Below are 21,978 nucleotides of genomic sequence, written 5' to 3'. Positions count from 1 at the left end.
TAAATACTTTGGTTTCTTCAAGAAAGGGGCTTACGCATCATGTTAAGAATGAAAGACAAAGTAGCCCTTGTTACTTACAAATAAATAAAATACGTTAGGAGCAATTTACATGGGAAAATTAGATAATAAAGTAGCTATTATTACTGGCGGAGCCTCGGGAATCGGGGAGGGCATGGTTGATCTTTTTGCGCAGGAAGGCGCCATCGTCATTGCTGCAGACATTAATGAGGAAGCACTGGAGAGAGCAAGTCAAAAAGAGAATGTGTACGGACTGAAGTTGAATGTATCTTCGGATGAAGATTGGCAGGCACTGGCGAAAGTAGTGAATGAACGTTTTGGGAAAATTGACATTTTGGTCAACAATGCAGGCATTTCTTCGGAGAAACCATTTGAGGAAATCAATGCACAGGATTGGCAGAAAATGCTTTCCATTAATGGTTTTGGCCCATTCGCTGGCATGAAACATGTCACTCCTTATATGGCAGCCCAGAAGAAAGGTTCCATCGTTAATATCTCATCATACACCGCTTTGATTGGACAAGGCTTTAACCATTACTCGGCATCTAAAGGCGCGGTACGTGCATTATCCAAAGCCGCTGCGACCACCTTCGGACGTCAAGGTATTCGGGTGAATGCTCTTTTTCCTGGGATCATTGAAACACCTATGACCCAATCCTTGAACACATCAAAGGAACTGCTTGAACGATTAATTCAGGCAACGCCTTTACAGCGTCTGGGCCAGGCTATCGATATTGCCAAAGCCGCGTTGTTCCTAGCGTCGGATGATTCTTCGTACATTACCGGTTCTGAACTGGTGATCGATGGTGGCTACTCAGCCCAATAGCGTGTAAAATGATGACAGCCCTTAAGTTGAATTAGGGCTGTTGTTTATTTTTTCGAGGAGGATCTAATGGAAGAACAGAACATTTTTGAGCTTATACACAACATGGATAATTTCACTAATAAATTGATCATACAATGGAATAAATCATTCAATGAGGACCTCGGTGTTTCTCATGTGCTTGTACTCAGCCATCTCCATCAAAATGGAAAAAGCCGACCTTCGGATATTGCAAAAATGTTAGGGTTCACTCCGCCTACACTCAGTTATTTATCTGACAAGATGGTAGCCAAGGAATTAGTCGTCAGAATGGTAGATGAAGCGGACCGTCGCATTATTTATTTGAACATTACGGATAAAGGGGCCGAAGTCCTCGGAAGAGCAATATTGGAGGGCCAGAAGCTGCGTAAGAATTTATTCCAGAAATTAAACGAAGAGGATCGAGTGCAACTAGTCCATATTTTTGAGAAGATGAATCGGGAAGATTGATCAATAGCTTGGAAGGGAGACCGAAGGTGATATGGAGGAACCGCTCAAAGTATATAACACCGCAGTGGAAGCTTTTCTTGAAGTGATCGGGGGAAAGTGGAAGCCTGTTATTCTATTCCATCTTACCTTTGGCAAGAAACGTAATGGTGAGCTGATGAAACTAATCCCTGCGATCACCCAGAAAGTGTTGACTCAGCAACTTGGTGAACTAACGGAGGCGGGGATCATTGTCCGTATTTCCCATCACCAGGTCCCGCCTAAAGTGGAGTATGAGTTAACAGAGTATGGGTGTAGCCTTAAAGAGATTCTTCATCTGATGTGTAGGTGGGGCGATATACACGTGGAGAATGTATATGGTGATCGAGGAAAAATTCTGTTTAAGGCGCCAACTACTACTGACCGTTGAGGGACTTATATTAGCCGATTCTGGAATTCAGGAATCGGCTTATTATGCATTTTATCTACTTTACGGAAGGATCTTGCGATCACGCAGATTTCTGAAAATATCCATAAACATAGTCTCAGTGTCAATGAAATCATGGAATCCGAAGCGGCGAGCTTTGGAACCATCTGCGAAGAAATCGTAATCCCACGAGAAGACAAAGTCTCCAAATGCCCAGGAAGAGACATCATCATAAGGGGTGTTTACCAAACCATACTTTTCAATCATGGAATTCCAAAGATTTTCTTTATCTGCCATCACTGTTGCAAGTGAAAGGGGTAGTGGAGGTGCTGTTTCCAATTCGAAAAACGCAGCGATTTTGGGCCATAGCTCATTCCAGCGAAACAGATCACCATTGGTGATATTAAATGCCTGATTGGCACAGCGAGGTTCGGTTGCTGCCCATACGGTTGCATGAGCCAGCAATGTCGCATCAGTCATTTCAAGAAGCGAATGATACGCTCCTAGTTTCCCAGGAAATCGTAATGGCAAGTTAAGCTCCTTGGAGATAGACGCATATACGCCAATAACCATGGCAAGGTTCATTGGATTACCCAGGGCGAATCCACATACCACAGAAGGGCGCAGAGCTGACCAGGTCCAGCTACTTCCGGGTTGCCGATCCTCGAGAAACTGTTGCTGATCGACATTGAATTCAGGGGGCATATGATGTGCGTCCGTTTCTTTGGCAGGTGTTTTGAAAGGACCCAGATGTGCGCCGTACACTTTATATCCTTGCATCAAACTGATATGTTCGAGATTTGGAGCGATCGGTTCGATGGTATTCACCACATTAACGAGCATGGCCAAGTTGGGCTGTACCAATTCGGCCCAAGTTGGACGATCCTGATACGCGGCGTAGAAAATATGCGTAACGGTCGTTAAATGACTCAGTTTATCTTGTGTGTCTGCTTCGTTCAGTAAATCAGCTGATATATAACGTAACCTAGGGGCATCTTCCCCTCCGCGGCGAGATACACCAATCACATTCCACTCGGGAAGTGTCATCAGGTAATCAATAAGGTTTCTTCCAATGACACCTCCAGCACCGATGACAAGCGCGGTGTAACGGGTAACCAATTGTTCGGTTTTCAATGGACATGCTCCTCTCTTCTTCTGTTCATATTGTGGGTCAGAAAAAGAAGGATGAGAAGTACGCACTTCAAAGTCATATACGTACTTTGAAGTAATATATGAGCCTGGTACAGGATATGAGCGTTATAATTGCACTTCAATGGATGTTACTTGCCTATAACCACAAGAAGCTGTAAAAGGAACAACCGTCCTTTCACAGCTTAGATGTGTCTGTATATTCGTTCAATAGATCTGTCGTAAATATGGTTTACGCCGGATATCCGCCACCTGGAGGCGGCCATGCGCCGTAGAAGCGACGCAGCAGAACAATCTCACCCAGATGGTACGAGTTATGGGATGCGATATTGCGCAGAAGTCCTGCTTTAGTTTCACCCGGGAAATAGAGCAGTGGATCATCTAATTGTACATTTTCGGCAATGGCTACGGCTTGATCAACTCCATCCAAGAATGCCTGAATATCTGCCTTCCACGTGGCTTCGTCCTGTGGACCCTTCTCCTCAGGCCAGCTCTCACTCACGTTAGCAGGGAGCTGTGGCTTGCGTCCCTCCAAGTGTTCAAGCATGAATTGCTGCCAATAATGCATGTGCTTCACCAACTGATAGATCGTATATGGCATGGCATCGTGCGTACGAGCAGCAAGTGTGACATCGATATCGGGTAGAGCACGGGCGATGCGGATATGACCGCGTTCCCCCACTAATGATTTGACAAGGGTTTGCCCAAAGCTTTGATTAACATCTGACATATGGTACCTTCCTCTCTTCCAAGACCGGATCTGATAACCTGTCTTCTATTTAGTATTATACAATTAAATTGCTAAAAATTAAAAATGGATAACCAAGAACCCTAAATACTTAAAATGCCTATGATATAATAGTGAAAATAAATCTCAAGACCTCAGGGTCGAGGAGGAAGCTCCTGTGAAAGTGATATTGGTTGACGACGAACGTCTAGCGTTGATAGGCCTTCAAAAATCACTAGAAAAAGAAGTAAGCGGCATTGAAATTATCGCTACATATATGAATCCAACAGAGGCTGTGGCGGGTATTGTGGAGCACCGTCCTGATGTTGTATTTCTGGATATTCATATGCCGGAGATGGATGGTATGGATCTGGGAAGACAGATTCAGGCGGCAACACCGGGCACCGAAATTATATTTGTGACCAGTTACGATCAATATGCGGTGCATGCTTTCGAATTACAGGCTTTGGATTATGTGATGAAGCCCATCCAAAAGGATCGATTGAAGCAGACAGTAAGCCGCGTAAGAGAGAAACTGAGCGTAAAACGCGAGCAGCAGTCAAAGGATACAAATGTACCTTTAATTTGCTGTTTTAATCAGATTCAGTTTAAGCTTCCAGGAAAAGATATCCAGGTTGCCAAATGGCGTACAAGCAAGGCGCAGGAGCTGTTTGCATACTTGCTTCACCACCGGAACCAGGTCATCCATCGCAGTGTTCTGCTGGAGCTTCTGTGGCCAGGAATGGAAGAGGAGAAGACGGCACACCAACTCTACACTGCGATTTATCATGTCCGCCAAACCCTGAAAACTTGCAATATGAATATGATCACGATTCAGAGTGGACACCTGGAGGCAGGTTATCGACTCGAATTGGGTGAGGCTCAGTTGGATAGTGAGCAGTGGGAACGGGAAATCAGGCAATGGAAAGTCGTAGACGCAAGTACCGTTCATGCCTATGAGCAAGCGCTTCATCTATATAAGGGTACCTATCTTGGCAATTATGAATACATGTGGGCTGAACCTGAGCGGGAAAGATTACGCTATCTGTGGCTGTATCATATGAGACAACTAAGTCTGTATTACCAGCAGCATGGGCTGGCGGAGAAAGTGGTCGAGAGTACACAACGTATCCAGCACATGCTTCCGGATGAAGAAGAAAGTTATTTTATGCTAATGAAGTTATATGATGAAATGCACAACGATCTCGGTGTGGAGGAGCAGTATCGTCTCTTAACCACCAGAATGGAGCTAGATTTGGAGATACCGATCAGTGAGGACATTACCGAATGGTATCAGGACTGGAAGCTCGGTTTAACCAAAGTCATGAAAAAATAATTAATGAAATTACTTCAAACGAAACGTATGGACCGTTACAAATATTTGATCATCATGCTAATCATTTTTGGAGTATTAATTGGCATGCGCTCGGTATGGTCTGAGCTATTCCACACAGTAGATGAGCATCGCGCTGTTAACGGTGTGCTTGATTTGAGAGATGTGGATCTGGATCAGTCCCCTGTCATGTACTTGAATGGGGAATGGGAACTTTACCCGGATGAGTTGCTGACCCAACAAGATATTGTGAAGAGGAATGGCGGTGCGAAGACTGTTCAGGTCCCTGGAGACTGGGGTAGTGCAGGGATTCAGGAACAAGAGAGTTCGTTCGGGTACGGAACGTATCGCTTGCGCATTTTGACAGATCCGCTTCAGACACCTGTTACCTTCTGGTTCAAGGGAATTCGAAGTTCCTCCGAGGTTGAGATGAATGGATACAACGACGGGGGTATGGGTGAGGTCTCCGCGGATAGCAGTACATATATACCCCGAAGCACTTCATATACAGCGACCTATGATCAGGAAGGAACAACCTCCATTGAACTATTGATTCGTGTAGCCAATTACGACAGCCCGTATATGGGCGGAATTAGCAAACCTGTTCGCTTTGGTTCACAGGCAGCTGTTGATTTTTCGCGTTGGTATTCCATTGGTTTTCAGATGCTCACCTTTCTGGTTATGCTCCTCCACGGCATGTATGCCTGTATTCTTTACGCATTTAATCGACAGGAACGTTCCTTGCTGGTTGGAGCCGTATTAACTTTATCTGTTGGCATCACGGTTACGATGGGTCATGACAATATATTGATGTTATGGCTTCCAATTAATTATACCTGGGGCATTAAAATTCGATTGATCTCATTGTTGCTGCAAAATGCTTGTATCCTTCTGTTATTCCAGAGATTAACGATGGTTCATGTACGAAAGGCATGGCTACAGTGGCATGTTGTCATGACCTTGATCTATACGGCCGTGATTGTGGCGGTGCCCATTCATATTACATATGCCATGATCCATTACAACGTCATTAACCTATTCTTTCTTGTATCCATGGTCTGGTTCCTATACATCGTTGGAACGATGATCTTCAGGAAACAGGCGGACCGGGATATTGTTTTTCTGCTGCTTACTGCAGGAGGCATTACATCCAACCTGATATGGAGTGTGGCCGAGACAGCCAAAGATGTGACAACTGTCTATTATCCTATCGACATCATCTTTGCGATTACGGGCTTCTCTGCCTATTGGTTCAAGAAATACTTCAGGAATGTCAGGGAGAATATGAAGCTGAATACAGAGCTGCAGAAGGGCGACAAAATTAAAGATCAGTTCTTGGCAAATACATCACATGAACTGCGGACCCCACTGCACGGGATCATTAACATCGCTCACAACGTGGTCACCCGAGAGAAAAACCGGTTGGATGAACGGAGCCTGGAGGATATGGAGTTGCTGATTACGATCGGTCGACGGATGTCACATCTCCTTGGTGATCTACTGGATGTAGTCCGACTGAAGGAGCACCGCATTGTGTTACGTCAGAGTCCTCTTTCCATACAGTCGGTTGTGCCTGGCATTATCGCCATGCTGCAATTCATGGCAGAACGCAAACCAGTCCACCTTCATATGGAGATTCCGGAATCGTTCCCTCAGGTGATGGCTGATGAAGAAAGGCTTGTTCAGATTTTGTATAATCTACTGCATAACGCGCTTAAACATACAGAGGAAGGAACGATATCCGTAAGTGCCGAAATTCGTGAAGGACATGCTCTGATTCATGTGACCGATACAGGCATTGGCATGGATGAGGATACACGGATGCGCATTTTCCTCCCATATGAACAAGGGTCGTATGGAATCAGTGATGGACAAGGCATCGGGCTTGGACTGAACATCTGCAAAGAGCTGGTAGAACTGCACGGCGGGGCACTTACGGTACGCTCGGAACTCGGAAAGGGCTCGGTATTCAGCTTCGATCTACCACTCGCGGATGAAGCCGCCGATCAGGCTCAGTCACAACTTCCCCTGATATGGGAACAGGCCGCCGAGATGATGGAAGATGCACCTAGCGGATTCCTGTTACCCCGCCAAGGTACGGGGGACGCGGAAGTCTTGGCGACAGCAGAGATGGCTCCGTTATTAAAAGAGGGGAGAGCTACCATTCTGGCTGTGGATGATGATCCGGTGAATCTGGATGTGTTGGTCAGCATTCTTTCGACGGAACCATATGATATAACTACAGCAGGTTCGGGTCAGGAAGCGATGGAATTGCTCGGCACACGTCAGTGGGATCTGCTCATTACGGATGTGATGATGCCCAATATGTCCGGATATGAGTTAACCAAGAAGGTGAGGGAACAATTCTCGATGTCTGAGCTTCCAGTGTTATTGTTGACTGCACGAAGCCAGCCGCCGGATATATATACCGGTTTTGCGTCGGGGGCCAATGATTATGTCACGAAGCCTGTAGATGCGGTGGAACTGAAATATCGGATACGTGCATTGACCATGCTAAATCAGTCTATCCAAGAGCGACTGCGCATGGAGGCCGCGTATTTACAGGCTCAGATTCAGCCTCACTTCCTATTTAATACGTTGAATTCACTTATGGTTTTAAGTGATATTGATACAGAGCATATGCGGAAGCTTGGCGATGCTTTTTCATCCTATTTACGGATCAGCTTCAACTATCTCAACACAGGGGAACTGGTGAAATTATCATATGAGCTGGAACTCGTTGAAGCCTATCTTTTTATTGAAAAAACACGATTTGAAGATCGATTGTCGGTGGTACTAAACGTAGAGCCGGACCTTCCGTTGCTTCTCCCGCCACTATCAATTCAGCCTTTGATTGAAAATGCCGTCAGACACGGACTATTAAGCCGCAATGTAGGCGGTACGTTATGTCTATCCATCACTCGTCATGAGGGTTACACCCGTATTGAGGTGAAGGATAATGGCAAAGGTATGGAACCGGAGAAAATTGCAGAGCTGCTACATGCTACGCCAGGAGGAAAAGGTGGAATAGGCATTGTGAATACAAACCGCAGATTGCTGCAACGGTATGGTCAGGGATTATCGATCGTAAGTGAGCCGGGTGAGGGAACGATGGTATCATTTGATATTCCGGATGAGATATAAGGAAAAGGCCGCAGAAGTGAAAACTTCCGGCCTTTTTGTTCTGCTTGCGTGTTCATTCCCTAATTTTAATTATTTCTAATGCTTCTTTCATATGTTAGTATATTTAACATTAGAAGCGCGGATTCCGGCATTGGGCGCTAAACGTTGTTATAGTGGGTGAAAAGATCGATGCGCAATTGGGTCAAAAATGAGAATGTGCAGATGACGGCCATTGCCTTTACCACTGCGGTAGGGGCGCAATTCAAGATCAATCCGTTCCGGGAAGATTACTTCAGAATCGGGCTGGGGGTTAGCATCCTTTTATTTCTGCTGATGATCATGCCACACCTGTCTTATGTGAAGACAGGAATTCTGACAGGCATCGCGAATTTGCTGTTTCAGTCGGTAGATCTCATCAATCATGTACAGACCGTCTCCATACTGGAAAGCATGCGGGACAACCTGGGGGCAGGTGTGTATTATGTGGTCTTTGCCTATGGGCTTAGCAAGTTCAAGCATCGATTCCATGAGATGCAGCCTCTTCTGCTCGGCGGGTTAATTACATGTATCGATTTCTCCTCTAATCTTGTTGAGCTGCTTTTTCGCGGAATGTTAAGCGGGACCAATATCTTTTATATGAAGGAATGGTTGTATCTGCTTGTGGTAGGTGGTCTGCGAAGTTACTTTGTGATTGGGCTATATAACAGCATTGCGGTGAGGCAGATGAGGCTATTACATGCAGAGCAGGAGAAGCGAATGGAGCAGATGCTGAGTGTGAACTCGGGTCTGTATGGCGAGGTCTTTTACCTGAAGAAAGCGATGAATACGATCGAAGGCATTACAGCTGACAGCTATGATCTATATCGTGATCTCCGGGAGCAGGACATGAATCAATATAGTCAGCGCACGCTGGGTATTGCTCAGCAGATTCATGAAGTGAAGAAGGATTCACAACGCATTCTCGCGGGTCTGCTGAAGCTGTATGATAATGAAAAAGCGGTTAACATGAGCTTGTCCGAAGTGCTGAACTTTGCCAGCAAAGCAAACCGAAAATATAGCGAAATGCTGCATAAGCAGGTCGAGATCGATATTGAGCAACAGTATGATTGTGAGTCTCCGTATTACATTCCTCTTCTCACGGTAATGAATAACCTGATTGCCAATGCGGTAGAGGCGATTGAGTATGACGGGACGGTCCGAATTCATGTATATGAGCAAGAAGATGACGTGCATTTCGTCGTGATGGATAATGGAAAAGGCGTACCTGAAGCCAAACGGGATGTTATCTTCGAACCGGGCTATACAACAAAATTCAATGAAGTTGGCATTGCCGCGACGGGTATTGGCCTGTCCCATGTACGTGATATCGTTCAGTCGTTGGCGGGACAAATTAAGGTAGAGTCGGCGCCTCCGGGAGAGACAGGGACAACATTTGCTATAACTATTCCCAAAATGAATCTAATCAAGGGGGGCGATGTCGATGACACTTTCTATCATGATCGTGGATGATGATGTGGTGAGCCGGAGCATGCTGCATGATATCATCGAATCCTGTGGTATCGGCGAGCTTGCGGGCATGGCTGAGGGCGGCATAGAAGGAGCACGGATGATCATGGATCTGCGTCCCGATGTGGTGCTGATTGATCTGCTGATGCCGGATCAGGACGGAATTGAGACGGTAGCGAAGCTGAGGCAGAGCGGATATACCGGGAAATTCATTATGATCTCTCAGGTGGAGAACAAGGAGATGGTGGGGGCGGCCTACCAGAACGGAATTGAATTCTTCATTCATAAACCGATTAATCGGGTGGAAGTGGAGCATGTGCTCAGCAAAGTGAATGAACAGTGGAAGTACGAACGTTACGTGCTGGAGATCAAGCAGTCGATGGCTCGATTGAATCTGGTGGAAGCGCCGGCCCCTGCCCAAGGTCGGACGGTGCGAGATGCGGCAAGAAGCATTCTGATGGATCTGGGGATCATCGGAGAAAGTGGTAGCAAGGATATTGTGGCTCTCATGGAGTATGCGATTGATCAGAAGCAGGTCGCGGAGTGGCCGCCACTGAAGGAGTCCTATGAAGCGGTGGCCCAAACTTACAAGTCTACGCCCAAAGATGTGGAGAAAGAGAGCAAGGCGATGGAACAGCGCATTCGCAGAACGGTAATTGCCGCGTTAACAAACATGGCCTCGATTGGACTCACCGATTATAGCAACCATAAGTTTGAACATTATGCTCCCCTCTACTTCGACTTCCAGGATGTTAGAATGAAGATGAGAGCCATGGAAGAAGAGCAGGCAGGCGACAAAGGCAAGGTTAATATCAAAAAATTCCTGCATGTGTTCTACATGGAGACGATTGAAAAGATGAATAACTAAATAACTAAATAACTAAATAACTAAATATTAGCTGAGATATGTTATCTCTTAACCCAAAGCCGATGTCCAGAAGAGGAGAAAGTGAAATGAACATAACTATTGATCAACAAGGCAATTCCAAGGTCGCCATTATTGAAAGTGATGGCATCGTCATCAATAATGCTCAAGATGCACTGGATTTGATGGCTTCGGTAAGGTATAGCGATGATGCTGATAAACTCATTATCGACAAATCGAACATCACGGAAGAGTTCTTCGAACTGAAAACCAAGCTTGCAGGCGAGATTTTGCAGAAGTATGTGAACTATCATGTTAAGCTTGCTATTGTGGGAGATTTCGAAGGACATAACAGCAAGAGCCTGAGAGATTTCATCTATGAGTGCAACAATGGCAAACATGTTTTCTTTTTGAAAAACAAAGAGGAAGCGCTTCAAAAGTTGCATAATATCAGTTAAGCGTACATCCGAGGCATGTAGAGAGCCTGCTTATAATTTGAGCCAAACGTAGGAGGTTTGCACCGTGATATCTAATGAGAATTTAAAGGTATATGCTCTGCCTGAGATCGGAAATCTTAAAGTGCATGGCAGAACAACTGGAGAGCGATCGCCGTTGACGTTATTTTGGACGGGGAGTGCAGTTGAACTCAATGTACGGGGCTCCGAACTATGGGTTGAGGTAGAGTCACAGTATGACATGTATGAGTCATGGATCAGCATTCTGATCAACGGTGTTCCGGTGAGCAGACAGATGTTAACGGCTGGAAGGTATTGGGTCTGTGTATTCCGAGGTATGAACGCAGATGTGGTGAAGAATGTACGGATCGTCAAAGATGTTCAAGCGATGAGTGGTGACCCGGGTTGTGCCTTGCAGATTCATGCGGTGAAATCGGATGGAGCGTTCCTGCCTGTGCAGGAAAAACCGTACAAGATCGAGTTCATTGGTGACAGTATTACATCTGGCGAAGGTGCAATTGGAGCGAAAGCGGAGGAAGATTGGATTCCGATGTGGTTCAGCGCCATACATAATTATACGTTTATGACAGCAGAGGCATTGAATGCGGAGTATCGGGTCATCTCGCAAAGTGGCTGGGGTGTGCTGACAAGTTGGGATAACAATCCAAAGGGGAACATCCCCGAGTATTACGAGCAGGTCTGTGGATTGCTTACTGGTGAGCGTAACGGTGCGCTAGGCGCAGGAGATCAGTATGATTTTGGTTCGTGGCAACCGGAAGTGGTGGTCGTGAATCTGGGTAGCAATGATGGGGGGGCATTTCAGTCACCGGAGTGGAAAGACCCCGACACGGGCAAGGTGTACAAGCAGCGTTTGAATGAAGATGGTACGTATCATGAAGAAGATCTGACTGCTTTTGAGAAAGGGGTGGAACAGTTCCTGTTCAAACTTCGGAAAAACAATCCGGATGCACAACTCGTATGGGCTTATGGCATGCTTGGTTTTCCCATGATGCCTGCCATCTACCGCGCGGTTGATGCGTATACGAAGGGGACAGGAGATCCTAAGGTCTCAATCATCCAGCTTCCGGATACAACCGAAGAGACGGTAGGTGCGCGCACCCATCCAGGCGAGTTATCTCACCGTAGGACGGCAGAGGTGTTAGCGGAATATGTACGAGGACTGATAGGATAACTGGATACATGGTATTGGAAAGACCACTCTTTCATGAAATGTACCCCAATGGTTAGATGGTGTCTAACTTTATGAGGTCCCTTTATCATAAGAGTGGTCTTTTTCCTTTTCTACTTATCTAGGCATTCGAGGGTTTATCCGTTGTGTCGCTGTTTTGTACCTCATAACGGATCGAAATGATCTGTCCGAGCGTCTGTGTTCGGAGCATTTTAAATTGACTTGGCACCGTGCCTGCCGGGAATAAGGGGATGCCTTCACCAAGAATTTTGGGAATGATGGCAACCTCAATCTCATCCAGTAATTTTTTGGCTAACACAGCTTGAACCAATATACCGCCACCCACAATCCACACATCTCCATCAGAAGTTTGCTTTAACCGGGGAATGAGCGTATCTACCGTCTCGGTTGTAAACTGTACATGCGGAGCGGGCGGCTGTTCTGAGCGAGAAAGCACATATGTTGGCCGATCCGCATAGGGGAATTCTTCAGAAAGTGTGAGCACCTCTTCATACGTATGACGTCCCATAACAAGGCTACCGATCGTCTGATAGAAGGCGGCATACCCGTTATCTCCTCCGTCACCCTCCACATCAAATAACCAATCTACCGAACCATCCAGTCTTGCAATATATCCATCTAAACTCATAGCAATGTACAAAATTGTTTTGTTATTAGACATGTTCATCGCTCCCTTCTAAAATGTATGATACACTTAAACTATGACAAAAGTTGACGTAGTTAGGATGTTGAACATATGAATCATCGAAAACTGGCTATCATGCGACTGATGGATTCCAGACAGAAGTTTACTGCCCGGGAACTGGCAGAACGTTTCGACGTTTCGGTTCGTACGATCCAGCGTGACCTGGATGCATTGCAGGCGCTGGGTTTTCCTTTGTACACCGAAGTTGGTGTGAACGGGGGATATCGGGTGCTGCCCAATCGGATTTTGCCACCTCTTCAACTCACACAGCAGGAGGCATTAGGGCTGTTTATGATGCTGGAATACCTACAGCAAGTCCCGGATTTTCCGTATGGATCGATGCGTGAGCATCTGGCTGAACAATACTTTTCTACTTTGCCCGAAGATGTACAGGATCTGATTATGCGAATGAGAGAGCATATCACCTTTGTCCAGCACCCCGGTGGGCATGCCGAGCCTTTAACAACCGAGATATTGAGTGCAGCGGTAGAAAAGAGAGAAATCGAATTTATGTATCATGCCCGCAATGGGCGTAAAAAAGTCCAGGTCTTTCCCTATGGCATCTACTATGAGCAGGGACATTGGTACATGCCAGCCCGAAATAGGGATCGGGTATTGTTGTATCGGGTGGATCGCATGCAGCAGTTGGCTGTTATGGAATCGGTGGATGAATCTGTTCCAAGTCTAAAGGAATGGCTAGATGCCAAAGAAGATAGAGCAAGCGAAGAAGTGGTGCTGCATTTCACGGAATTTGGAGCGAGGATTGCTGCGTCAGATGTGTTATTCAAGTCGGTTCAAGATAACGAATGGCGCGGACTGGTTCCGCCTGAGGAGTTTTCTTTTACAGCGCGAAAGTTACTCTCCTATGGGCCGGAAGTGAAGGTGGTGTCTCCGCTCGAACTGCAACAGCAGGTTAGAGGGATGCTGGAACGGAGTTTAAGTCAGTATGGTGGGGGATAAGAGCTTTCAAACGCTGGATATTAGGGTATCAAGGAAGAGATAGGAAAGGTGTGTAGACAAATGAGCGAAGTTTGGACTAAAGACATCATCCCGACTGTATCCGATAAAGTAGTGATTGTGACAGGTTCGAACGGCGGGTTAGGGTATGAAACGGCATTAGCGTTGGCTGAAAAAGGCGCAAAAGTTATCCTTGCAGTTCGTAATCTGGAAAAAGGTAAAGAGGCAGCTAATAAAATAAAGTCGTCTGTGCATGTAGCTGGAGAGGTAATCGTTATGCAGCTCGACCTTAGCGATTTAGCTAGTATCCGTAAGTTCGCAGCCGCTTTTCTTGAGCAATACGATTCTTTGTCCATTCTCGTTAATAATGCAGGAATTATGAACCCTCCATTCCAGTTGACGAAAGATGGCTTTGAATTACAGTTTGGTAGTAATCATCTAGGCCATTTTGCGCTTACGGGTCTACTATTGCCTCGATTGATCTCTACTCCGAAATCGAGAGTTGTCACTGTAAGTAGTATGGCAGCTCATAATGGTGCGATTGATTTTAATAATTTAGATGGCTCCAGAGGATATAATCCCATGAAGTTCTACAGTCAAAGCAAGCTAGCCAATCTGATGTTTGCGAGAGAGTTGCAGAATAAATTTAATTCCGCCCATATTGATTCTATGAGTATCGCCGCTCATCCAGGGATTTCGCATACCAATCTATTTTCCTTCGGTTCGGGGAAACAGGCCAATATATTCATGCGCAGTCTTTTGAAAATCATTAGTCAACCGGCACATATGGGGGCATTACCTACCTTATATGCTGCAGCAGATCCGACGATCACGGGAGGGGAGTATATTGCTCCCAGCGGTATGGGCGGCACTAAGGGCTATCCCAAGAGCGCTAAGATCATCGAAAAATTATATGACGCTAACATTTCAAACAAGCTATGGAGCGTATCAGAAGAATTAACAGGGGTATATTACAGATTTAATGTGTAGATTTTGCCATGAAGGAAAATAAACCTTATTATGGTATGGATAGTTGAAAATTCTTCAGCACGAATATGATTGAATGGGGGGCTACCATGATTCGATTCATAATAAATTTAACGACCCGCTCTATGCAGAGTCCATGTGGTGAACAACGGCGGTTGTTTGCATAGAGCTTGAAATTCTTTTCCGCCATATCATTGTAGTGCATATCCAATGTGTTCATTGTACGACTCTGCTGCCTTAAAGATTTTAACTTTTAAGGAGTGGAGCAACGTGAAATATATTAATGCGGATACAATCTTCCCGGAAGAATTACTCAAAGAAATACAGCGTCATATCTCTGGTGGCCTGATCTATATTCCGAGGCCCAAGGATGCCCACAAGAAGTGGGGCGAGAATTCGGGTGGCAGAAGGATTGTCCGGGAGCGGAACGACGAGATCCGCCAGCTTTTTGCTGCCGGAATAACCATCGATCAGCTTGCGGACCAATACTGTTTATCCATTGATAGCATCAAGAAAATTGTGTATTGCAAAAAGGGATGAAACTATAGAAGCCATGTTCGAACAATCGAATGTGGCTTTTTCCTGTAAGAATAAAGAATGGTTATTAAAGCTTTTTTACATATTCGAGGTTGTTAATTACGCGTACAATTCATTTGACGGTACAAGGATATGCGTTGAGAGTTCATGAATTAACTCCTTAAATCATCTGGTAAGGTTGGTGAATATGAATATAGAAGTGAAATTAACGAATAAAGACGAGGCGTATGTGATTAAAAATATGTACCCGCTATACCTTCATGACCTATCTGGACATTATGGTCTGGGTGGAGAGCATACCCCGAACGAACATGGCATTTTTGAGCCAAGTCCTGATTATATAACTTTGCAGGATCAGTATAACGTCCAGAACATATGGTGGGAAAAACCGGAGTGTCTTTATCCGTTCCTGATGATTGTGGATGGTATACCGGCAGGATTTGCGTTCATAGCTACTCCGCCATATTGTTCACAAGGCACGGATTTCTTTGTACATGACTTCTTTCTGATGCAGCCGTTTCGAGGTGTAGGCGTTGCTGAACACGCGGCATCGACGATCTTCGGAATGTTTATAGGAAACTGGGAGTTGTTCACCAATCCATCGGAGAAAAATAAGATTGGCCAATCTTTCTGGCGGAAAACAGTGAATAATTATACCAAAGGTAACTATCGGGAGATGTACGGGCAAACGTTCGATGGTTATAAATTGATTTTTCAATTCTCCAATATATAAAAAGAGAGACCGTCTCCCAATGAGGAAAACGAACTCTCTCTCCTTTGCCTTTTATAAACTTCCGTTGAAATAGTGATACTCAGAATTCACTTCAAAACCAACACTGCGGTACAGATTCAAAGCACGTTTGTTCTCGGTAACAACGGATAAGCGGATATCTGTGTAACTTTGTTTCCTTAGGAGATCAACCAGGATGGTAAGCGCAGTGCGCCCCAATTTCTGTCCCTGATAAGCAGGCAAGATACAGAAGTTATGAATAAATGCGGTTGTTGCATTAATAGAGTTGACCCGTACCAGCCCAACAGGCAGTTGATTTTGCCATGCAATATAGGTGACTCGGCTGGGTTCATTTGTTTGCATAAAGTACCCGCGTGTCCAGTCCTCCGAATCTCCAAAGGCTTGGGAGGAGCAAGTGACCATAAACTCCATATCCTCAGCTTCTGCCACGGACAACGTTAGTTCAGGTGGTTCCACAACCGAAAGAACCTCATTCACAAGTTGCATCGAGTACTCCGCACGATCATAAATGGCTCCAAGGGATTGGGCAGTATGAACACCCGGAGATAAGCCCTGAGGAACGCGATAACTGAGTTGGTTGATTCCCTGTGGTTTCATATCCAGGATGGCCCTGTTCAGTAGGCTGCTGAATACACCTTGGCGACGAAAATCTGGGTGTACGATGGCATTAATATTCCCCGTTACGCCGTCGGATGGATACCAACTGAGGAGTCCTGCCAAATCACCGTGGCGATAACAGAGGAGTGCATGGTCTCCGTCTTTTTTGCTAATATGGTCAAGGTCTGCTTTCAGATGAATGGAATCAAGCTGTTTACATTGTTGTTCGAGTAAAATAATAGCTTCAATCTGTTCCTTGGAATCATAGATCATAGGAACGACTTGATAAGTTGACATAGCTTTCACACCTTCATTGTTGAAGGAAACACGCAGTTATTGGACCCGCAGGCGCTATCCTTCGAGAGTTGGTCCAGTTGTAATTTTGATCATCATCATTATCTCCTCCAAATCACTTCCCGATGACTATAACACAATCTATGATAAAGATGACACCCAATGGATGTATTTCACTGGGTGTCACCCGTCACTCCACCAGCAACAAGCGCTCGAAATGTCACTGGAGTATAAGACAACAGAACTCACTGTGGATGGCAAGGACTATGAGGATACGTTAGAGATGGAAGGGTTATTGGCCAAAGGAGAGACGATGAAGCCGTTCCTGACCTCCAGGAATTATGAGGCTTACATGGCTAATCGATATATTGTCTTGCCTCTTCAGGTTGCACACATCGAACAAGCGAAACTGCATCCTGAAAATATACAAACCAAGATCAAAGATAACAAGAGCGACTGGATTCTGGTGGAGTATACGCTAGATCTGAAATTTACAGACGAGAACGGCAAGGAGTTCAAGTCCATTCCGTTATCGGGTGATATCACCTTTTTGCAGGATCAGGGAGAATGGCGCATTCAGGATGATACGTACAATAGGGATGCATTTGCAGACATCATCAATAGTTCTCTATAGTTCATGAAGTGTCTGTGATTTTGGCACATGGCGATTGTGCTCGAATTAAATAAGCTCCTTCATATCAGTACGCACTTCAAAGTGCGTACTTTTTTGTGGTTGCCTACCCAGCTAAGCGCGCGTCGTCAAAAGGGTCTCATCGCGATGTTAGCTATCGACACCTGCTAGAAATTTGCAGGGTACATTCTCCTGTATTGATGATATTATTTGGATGATCAACTTACTTATTGCGCTCTTGTAGAATGGGGTTGGGTTCATCATGAGGGAGATTCTCCGAGTCGGTTCTCGTAAGGTTTGGTTGTATATCATTGCTGCTGTTATTGGTTTGGTTACAGGCTACGTCGTCCTCTCTTCGTCGGACTCTCCTGGGCTCCAAAGTGAAGAAGGTATTCTGGATTTAACGCAGGCTCAACTTAGTACGAATCCGCAAAAATTAACAGGAAAGTGGGCGTTCTATTGGCAAGAACTGCTGTCGCCTGAGGATATGCGGGTTCGTTCGGCAAGGGAAGGAAATCAGGACCACTGGATTAACATTCCAAGCTCTTGGCTGGGCTACCCGTTAGAAGGTCAGCGGCTGAGCGGTACAGGCTATGCAACCTTTGGACTGGTCGTTCATCTAAGCGAGGAGGATCGAGATGAGATGCTTGCTCTGCGGCTGCCTAGCATTTTTAATGCGTACAAATTATGGGTCAATGGCGAGCTTCTGGCAGAAGTTGGTGAGGTTGGTCAGGACAAGCACAGCATGACCCCGCAACTGGAAACAAAGCTGGTGTATTTTCAGCCTGAAAGCGACACGTTAGAGCTGGTCATGCAAGTCTCCAACTTCCAACATCATCGGGGCGGCATTACCAAGAATATCGAGCTGGGTGGCAGTGACGTACTAACGACCAAGACCAATCTGAATCTTGCCAGGGATATGTTCATCACGGCAAGTTTGCTAGTGATCGGTTTGTATAATCTGCTGTTGTTCATGCTGCGACGTAAGGATAAAGCTCCGTTATATTTTGGCCTGTTTACTGTACTGCTTGGTATTCGATCCTTGTTCAACGGCGAGCTTATCTTTACACAATGGTTGCCTCATTTTCCTTGGGAATTGCAGTTCAAGATCGAATATCTGATTCTTTGCCTCAGCGGTTATATCATCACCATGTATTTTGATTGTATTTTTCCGAATTATGTGTCGCGATGGTTTCGTCTTGGCACCCGGATCGTAACTGGTGCATTCTGTATCCTTGTGGTGGTAACCCCTGCAATTATATATACGAAATTTCTGCTGATGATCGGTGTTATGGTTGTTCTACATATGGTCTATCTGATGATCGGGCTGGTTCAGGCGGCTGTGCGACGTATGGAGGGAGCGCTGATCTTCCTGCTGGTGTCGGTGGTTACTTTGGTCACGGTTGTCAACGATTTTTTGTATTTTAACGGATGGTCGCTAGTTGGAAATACATCTCCGCTTGGCTTATTGATATTTACGATCGCGCAGCTGATTTTGCTGTCTTCGCGATCTACGAGGACGGCATCTAACGAAGAGAGAATTACACGTGAATTACAGTACGTTAATGACAAGTTGATTGAAATGAATATGAATCTGGAACAGACCGTTCAGGAGCGAACACAGGCTTTATCTATAGTACATGATGATCTACAAACCTCGTATGACCGACTGCTTCACTCCGAGCAAGGGAGGAAGAAGCTTCTTGCTTATATTACGCATGATCTGCGTATGCCGTTATCCAGTATGCTTGGATATGTAGAAGCTATACAGGACAGGGTCAAGCCGGAACGCAATGAGCAATATCTGAAGTACATCCGGGAGAACACGATAAGGATTAACCGTATGATCGAGGAGTTGTCCTTCTTGTCTCATTTGGAGACCGGACAAGTCTCGTACCGTATGGAGCCGGTTCAGATGATTCCTTTCTTGCATGGTTTTTTTGAACAATATGAGTTGGTAGTGCGCGACGCAGGATTAGATTTCATACTGGATATCGGAGATACTGAGGATAGACGGTCTAATGTGCTTGTTGTCGAGATGGATGCGAAAAGAGTAGAACAGGCCTTATTTAATCTAGTATCCAACGCCATGAAGTTCACTGCCAGCGGAGGGCTGGTACGTATTGCGCTAATTGTGGACGAAGTGAATCATGCTCCCCATGCAGTCATTAGCATACAGGATTCTGGCATGGGAATTCCTCCCGATCAGCTTGAGCAAATCTTCGAACGTAATTACAGATATGATCGGCCGGGAATGGGCATAGAGGGCAGTGGACTGGGGCTGGCAATTTGCAGGGAAATCGTACAAGCGCACGGAGGCATGGTTCGAGCGGAGAGCGACGGCAAGATGGGGGCGACATTTTATGTAACGTTTCCTTGTGTGGTGATTGAAGGAAAGGGGTGATGAGATGGACACGCACAAAATCATGATCGTTGATGATGATCCTCATATATGCGAGATCGTGCAGGTGTATTGTGATAGGGAGGGATTTGTCTCCACCTGCAGTCATAGCGGGTCAGAAGCGATGGAGCTGCTTGCATCGTTTGAGCCGGATTTAATTATACTGGATATATTGCTGGCTAATGAAAACGGTATTGACTGGTGCAGGAATGCGCGTAATCTCACCAGTGCGCCCATTGTGTTTCTGAGCAGTCAAGAGGAAGACGAAATAAAAATTAGCGCATTATCCTATGGTGGGGACGATTATGTGACCAAGCCGTTCAGTCCGGGAGTGCTCATGGCCAAGATCAAGGCTCACCTTCGCAGAGTGTCGACGGGTAGAAGGGAACAACTGCTGGAGTTACCGGGTTTGACACTGGATTTCTACACGCAGTCTGTCAACATGGGGAGTACATCTATCTCTTTATCGAAAAAAGAATTCAGTCTGCTGTCCTATATGGCACAAAACGTAAATCGTGTCGTCAGTGTTGATACGTTGTTTCAAATCATCTGGGGAATGGAAAGTCTGGAGGATACAAGAACGGTTGCTGTACATATCAGTAATTTACGCAAAAAAATTGAGTCTGACCCTGCCGACCCCGAGCGAATCATTACGGTTCGGGGGAGCGGATATATGCTGGTTTCTAACAGTACGTCACAAGCATGAATATAGCAGTAAGGGTGGTAGTCTATTATAAATGGGAAAATGGCGTTGGAGCAGTACCTGACGCTATTGGCCCATTTTTTGTTTTTTCCACTAAGCTTCATAATCGACTCAAGATATTGAATTCCTCAACACCAGTCTGCGCTTTTCCATCCTCGTCAAAATGATGTGCCATCTCTCCGAAGAATTAAACGATCCAATACGCACGGGTTTAAAGTTTTCTTTAGGTTTCTCAAGTAGGATAATCCATCATGATAAAATCACTGTGGTCGATATAACGACATATTTCATCAAATTGTACCTGATTATTAGCTACGAGGACGTTACATTCAAGCCGGATCAAACGTAATACGTGAAGAAATGGTTGTCTTGCTGTCCCGCATTAGTACTTGAAGAGAAGGAAGTGGCTCCGATGGCACGAGTTATATGTATCACATCAGGGAAAGGTGGAGTTGGCAAGACAACGGTCACGGCTAATCTCGGGACTGCCCTTGCCTTATCGGGGAGCAACGTTTGCCTGATCGATGCTGATTTTGGATTGAGAAATCTGGATATTCCGCTTGGTTTGAGTAATAGGGTAAGGTATCATATTTCTGATTTTCTGACGGGTCAATGTGCTTTACATCAAGTGATCGTCAAAGATAAGCGAATCAGTACCTTGTCCTTTATCTCCTGTAGTAACGACGCGGTGCATCACGATGATCCGCAAGTTTTTGGCGAGGTTGTACAGCAAATAGCCCGGGGCTATGATTATGTGCTGATCGATTCGCCGGCAGGCATTGAAAATGGATTCTGGAATGCGGCTTTGGCAGCAGATGAAGCTATTGTCGTTACTACGCCTCATCGTACTTCGCTTCAGGACGCGGATCGCGTAATCGGATTATTAGAAGATATGATTCCGGCTCCGCCACAGCTCATCATTAATATGGCCGACGGACAGGAAGCCCGTTCGGCAACGGTAAAGATGCAGGATATGATCGATATTCTCAATATCGGTGTGATTGGCGTGATCCATGCCGATGTAGAAATTATACGTTCCGTACATAAGGGCATCCCGATTGCGCTTAATCCCGAGTTCGAAAGCGGGCTGCGCTTCAGGCATATCGCCCACAATGTGGCGAAGAATCAGCAGGAGCCTTTTATCTCATTGAAACCCAAGAGGCATATTAGTGTTTTTTCACTTCCTCCAAGACTGCGTTGGGGGAAGAGCAGTTCGTAATAGTCGATTCTGGTAGATGAATCGTTGAGAAGAGAATCATCTGGAATGGATTGCAGACGAGCTAAAGAATTCATGAAAGAGTGGTGTGGGAGTTACCTTCCCTACGCCGCTATTT

Annotated in this window: 21 protein-coding genes; 17 read left to right on the top strand and 4 right to left on the bottom strand. The window is 45.5% G+C overall.

Features of this window, described 5'->3' with window-relative positions; translation table 11 throughout:
- Positions 1-109: 109 nt before the first annotated feature.
- The 3 genes from MHI12_RS29890 to MHI12_RS29880 all read left to right on the top strand — a co-directional run bounded on the left by MHI12_RS29890 (position 110) and on the right by MHI12_RS29880 (position 1,736).
- Positions 110-844 (top strand): SDR family NAD(P)-dependent oxidoreductase, encoded by a 735-nt coding sequence (locus MHI12_RS29890; RefSeq protein ID WP_405171126.1) that lies wholly within the window; start codon positions 110-112, stop codon positions 842-844.
- Positions 845-910: 66 nt separating this feature from the next.
- Positions 911-1,330, top strand: a complete 420-nt coding sequence (locus tag MHI12_RS29885; RefSeq protein WP_405171125.1) for a MarR family winged helix-turn-helix transcriptional regulator — start codon at positions 911-913, stop codon at positions 1,328-1,330.
- A 31-nt stretch (positions 1,331-1,361) separates the two neighbouring features.
- A complete protein-coding gene (locus tag MHI12_RS29880; protein ID WP_405171124.1) occupies positions 1,362-1,736 on the top strand; it encodes a winged helix-turn-helix transcriptional regulator in 375 nt (124 codons plus the stop codon).
- A 60-nt stretch (positions 1,737-1,796) separates the two neighbouring features.
- Here MHI12_RS29880 and MHI12_RS29875 read toward each other — a convergent pair whose 3' ends face one another.
- Positions 1,797-2,867, bottom strand: a complete 1,071-nt coding sequence (locus tag MHI12_RS29875; protein WP_405171123.1) for an SDR family oxidoreductase — start codon at positions 2,865-2,867, stop codon at positions 1,797-1,799.
- A 247-nt stretch (positions 2,868-3,114) separates the two neighbouring features.
- Complete coding sequence (locus MHI12_RS29870; RefSeq protein ID WP_405171122.1) at positions 3,115-3,612, bottom strand: DinB family protein; 498 nt, start codon at positions 3,610-3,612, stop codon at positions 3,115-3,117.
- Positions 3,613-3,787: 175 nt separating this feature from the next.
- Here MHI12_RS29870 and MHI12_RS29865 point away from each other — a divergent pair, with 175 nt between their 5' ends.
- The 6 genes from MHI12_RS29865 (at position 3,788) to MHI12_RS29840 (ending at position 12,083) form a co-directional block, all read left to right on the top strand.
- The gene (locus tag MHI12_RS29865) at positions 3,788-4,945 is read left to right on the top strand and encodes a response regulator (protein ID WP_405171121.1); all 1,158 of its coding nucleotides are present in this window, start codon (positions 3,788-3,790) and stop codon (positions 4,943-4,945) included.
- Positions 4,946-4,948: 3 nt separating this feature from the next.
- Positions 4,949-8,086: an ATP-binding protein gene (locus MHI12_RS29860; RefSeq protein WP_405171120.1), complete on the top strand. Its 3,138-nt coding sequence runs from the start codon at positions 4,949-4,951 to the stop codon at positions 8,084-8,086.
- 168 nt (positions 8,087-8,254) lie between these two features.
- Positions 8,255-9,574, top strand: a complete 1,320-nt coding sequence (locus MHI12_RS29855) for a sensor histidine kinase (RefSeq protein WP_405171119.1) — start codon at positions 8,255-8,257, stop codon at positions 9,572-9,574.
- Positions 9,546-10,439, top strand: a complete 894-nt coding sequence (locus tag MHI12_RS29850; protein WP_405171118.1) for a response regulator — start codon at positions 9,546-9,548, stop codon at positions 10,437-10,439. The genes MHI12_RS29855 and MHI12_RS29850 overlap by 29 nt, the downstream gene beginning before the upstream one ends.
- A gap of 86 nt (positions 10,440-10,525) precedes the next feature.
- Positions 10,526-10,894, top strand: a complete 369-nt coding sequence (locus tag MHI12_RS29845) for a DUF4180 domain-containing protein (RefSeq protein ID WP_036611747.1) — start codon at positions 10,526-10,528, stop codon at positions 10,892-10,894.
- Positions 10,895-10,958: 64 nt separating this feature from the next.
- Complete coding sequence (locus tag MHI12_RS29840) at positions 10,959-12,083, top strand: SGNH/GDSL hydrolase family protein (protein WP_405171117.1); 1,125 nt, start codon at positions 10,959-10,961, stop codon at positions 12,081-12,083.
- Positions 12,084-12,201: 118 nt separating this feature from the next.
- On the opposite strand, the gene MHI12_RS29835 is transcribed toward MHI12_RS29840, so the two are convergent.
- Positions 12,202-12,768: a dihydrofolate reductase family protein gene (locus tag MHI12_RS29835; protein ID WP_405171116.1), complete on the bottom strand. Its 567-nt coding sequence runs from the start codon at positions 12,766-12,768 to the stop codon at positions 12,202-12,204.
- 69 nt (positions 12,769-12,837) lie between these two features.
- On the opposite strand from MHI12_RS29835, the gene MHI12_RS29830 reads away from it, so the two are divergent.
- From MHI12_RS29830 to MHI12_RS29815, 4 genes are all read left to right on the top strand, one after another.
- Entirely contained in the window at positions 12,838-13,746 is a 909-nt protein-coding gene (locus MHI12_RS29830) for a helix-turn-helix transcriptional regulator (protein ID WP_405171115.1), read from the top strand.
- 60 nt (positions 13,747-13,806) lie between these two features.
- Positions 13,807-14,733, top strand: a complete 927-nt coding sequence (locus tag MHI12_RS29825) for an oxidoreductase (RefSeq protein ID WP_405171114.1) — start codon at positions 13,807-13,809, stop codon at positions 14,731-14,733.
- Between the two features lie 267 nt (positions 14,734-15,000).
- A complete protein-coding gene (locus MHI12_RS29820; protein ID WP_405171113.1) occupies positions 15,001-15,270 on the top strand; it encodes a CD3324 family protein in 270 nt (89 codons plus the stop codon).
- A gap of 184 nt (positions 15,271-15,454) precedes the next feature.
- Entirely contained in the window at positions 15,455-16,000 is a 546-nt protein-coding gene (locus MHI12_RS29815; RefSeq protein ID WP_405171112.1) for a hypothetical protein, read from the top strand.
- Between the two features lie 51 nt (positions 16,001-16,051).
- Here MHI12_RS29815 and MHI12_RS29810 read toward each other — a convergent pair whose 3' ends face one another.
- Positions 16,052-16,912 (bottom strand): GNAT family N-acetyltransferase, encoded by an 861-nt coding sequence (locus MHI12_RS29810; protein WP_405171111.1) that lies wholly within the window; start codon positions 16,910-16,912, stop codon positions 16,052-16,054.
- 85 nt (positions 16,913-16,997) lie between these two features.
- Between MHI12_RS29810 and MHI12_RS29805 the strand changes: the two genes are divergently transcribed.
- The 4 genes from MHI12_RS29805 to minD all read left to right on the top strand — a co-directional run bounded on the left by MHI12_RS29805 (position 16,998) and on the right by minD (position 21,863).
- Positions 16,998-17,543, top strand: coding sequence for a hypothetical protein (locus MHI12_RS29805; RefSeq protein WP_405171110.1), 546 nt, complete (start codon positions 16,998-17,000; stop codon positions 17,541-17,543).
- Between the two features lie 259 nt (positions 17,544-17,802).
- Positions 17,803-19,944: an ATP-binding protein gene (locus tag MHI12_RS29800; protein WP_405171109.1), complete on the top strand. Its 2,142-nt coding sequence runs from the start codon at positions 17,803-17,805 to the stop codon at positions 19,942-19,944.
- Between the two features lie 4 nt (positions 19,945-19,948).
- Positions 19,949-20,647, top strand: coding sequence for a response regulator transcription factor (locus MHI12_RS29795; RefSeq protein WP_036671783.1), 699 nt, complete (start codon positions 19,949-19,951; stop codon positions 20,645-20,647).
- A 409-nt stretch (positions 20,648-21,056) separates the two neighbouring features.
- Positions 21,057-21,863 (top strand): septum site-determining protein MinD, encoded by an 807-nt coding sequence (minD, locus tag MHI12_RS29790; protein ID WP_405171108.1) that lies wholly within the window; start codon positions 21,057-21,059, stop codon positions 21,861-21,863.
- Positions 21,864-21,978: the final 115 nt, after the last annotated feature.

Origin of the sequence: Paenibacillus sp. FSL H8-0280 (assembly GCF_045040665.1) — a bacterium.
GTDB lineage: Bacteria > Bacillota > Bacilli > Paenibacillales > Paenibacillaceae > Paenibacillus > Paenibacillus xylanexedens_A.
This window is presented reverse-complemented; position numbering and strand designations above follow the sequence as displayed.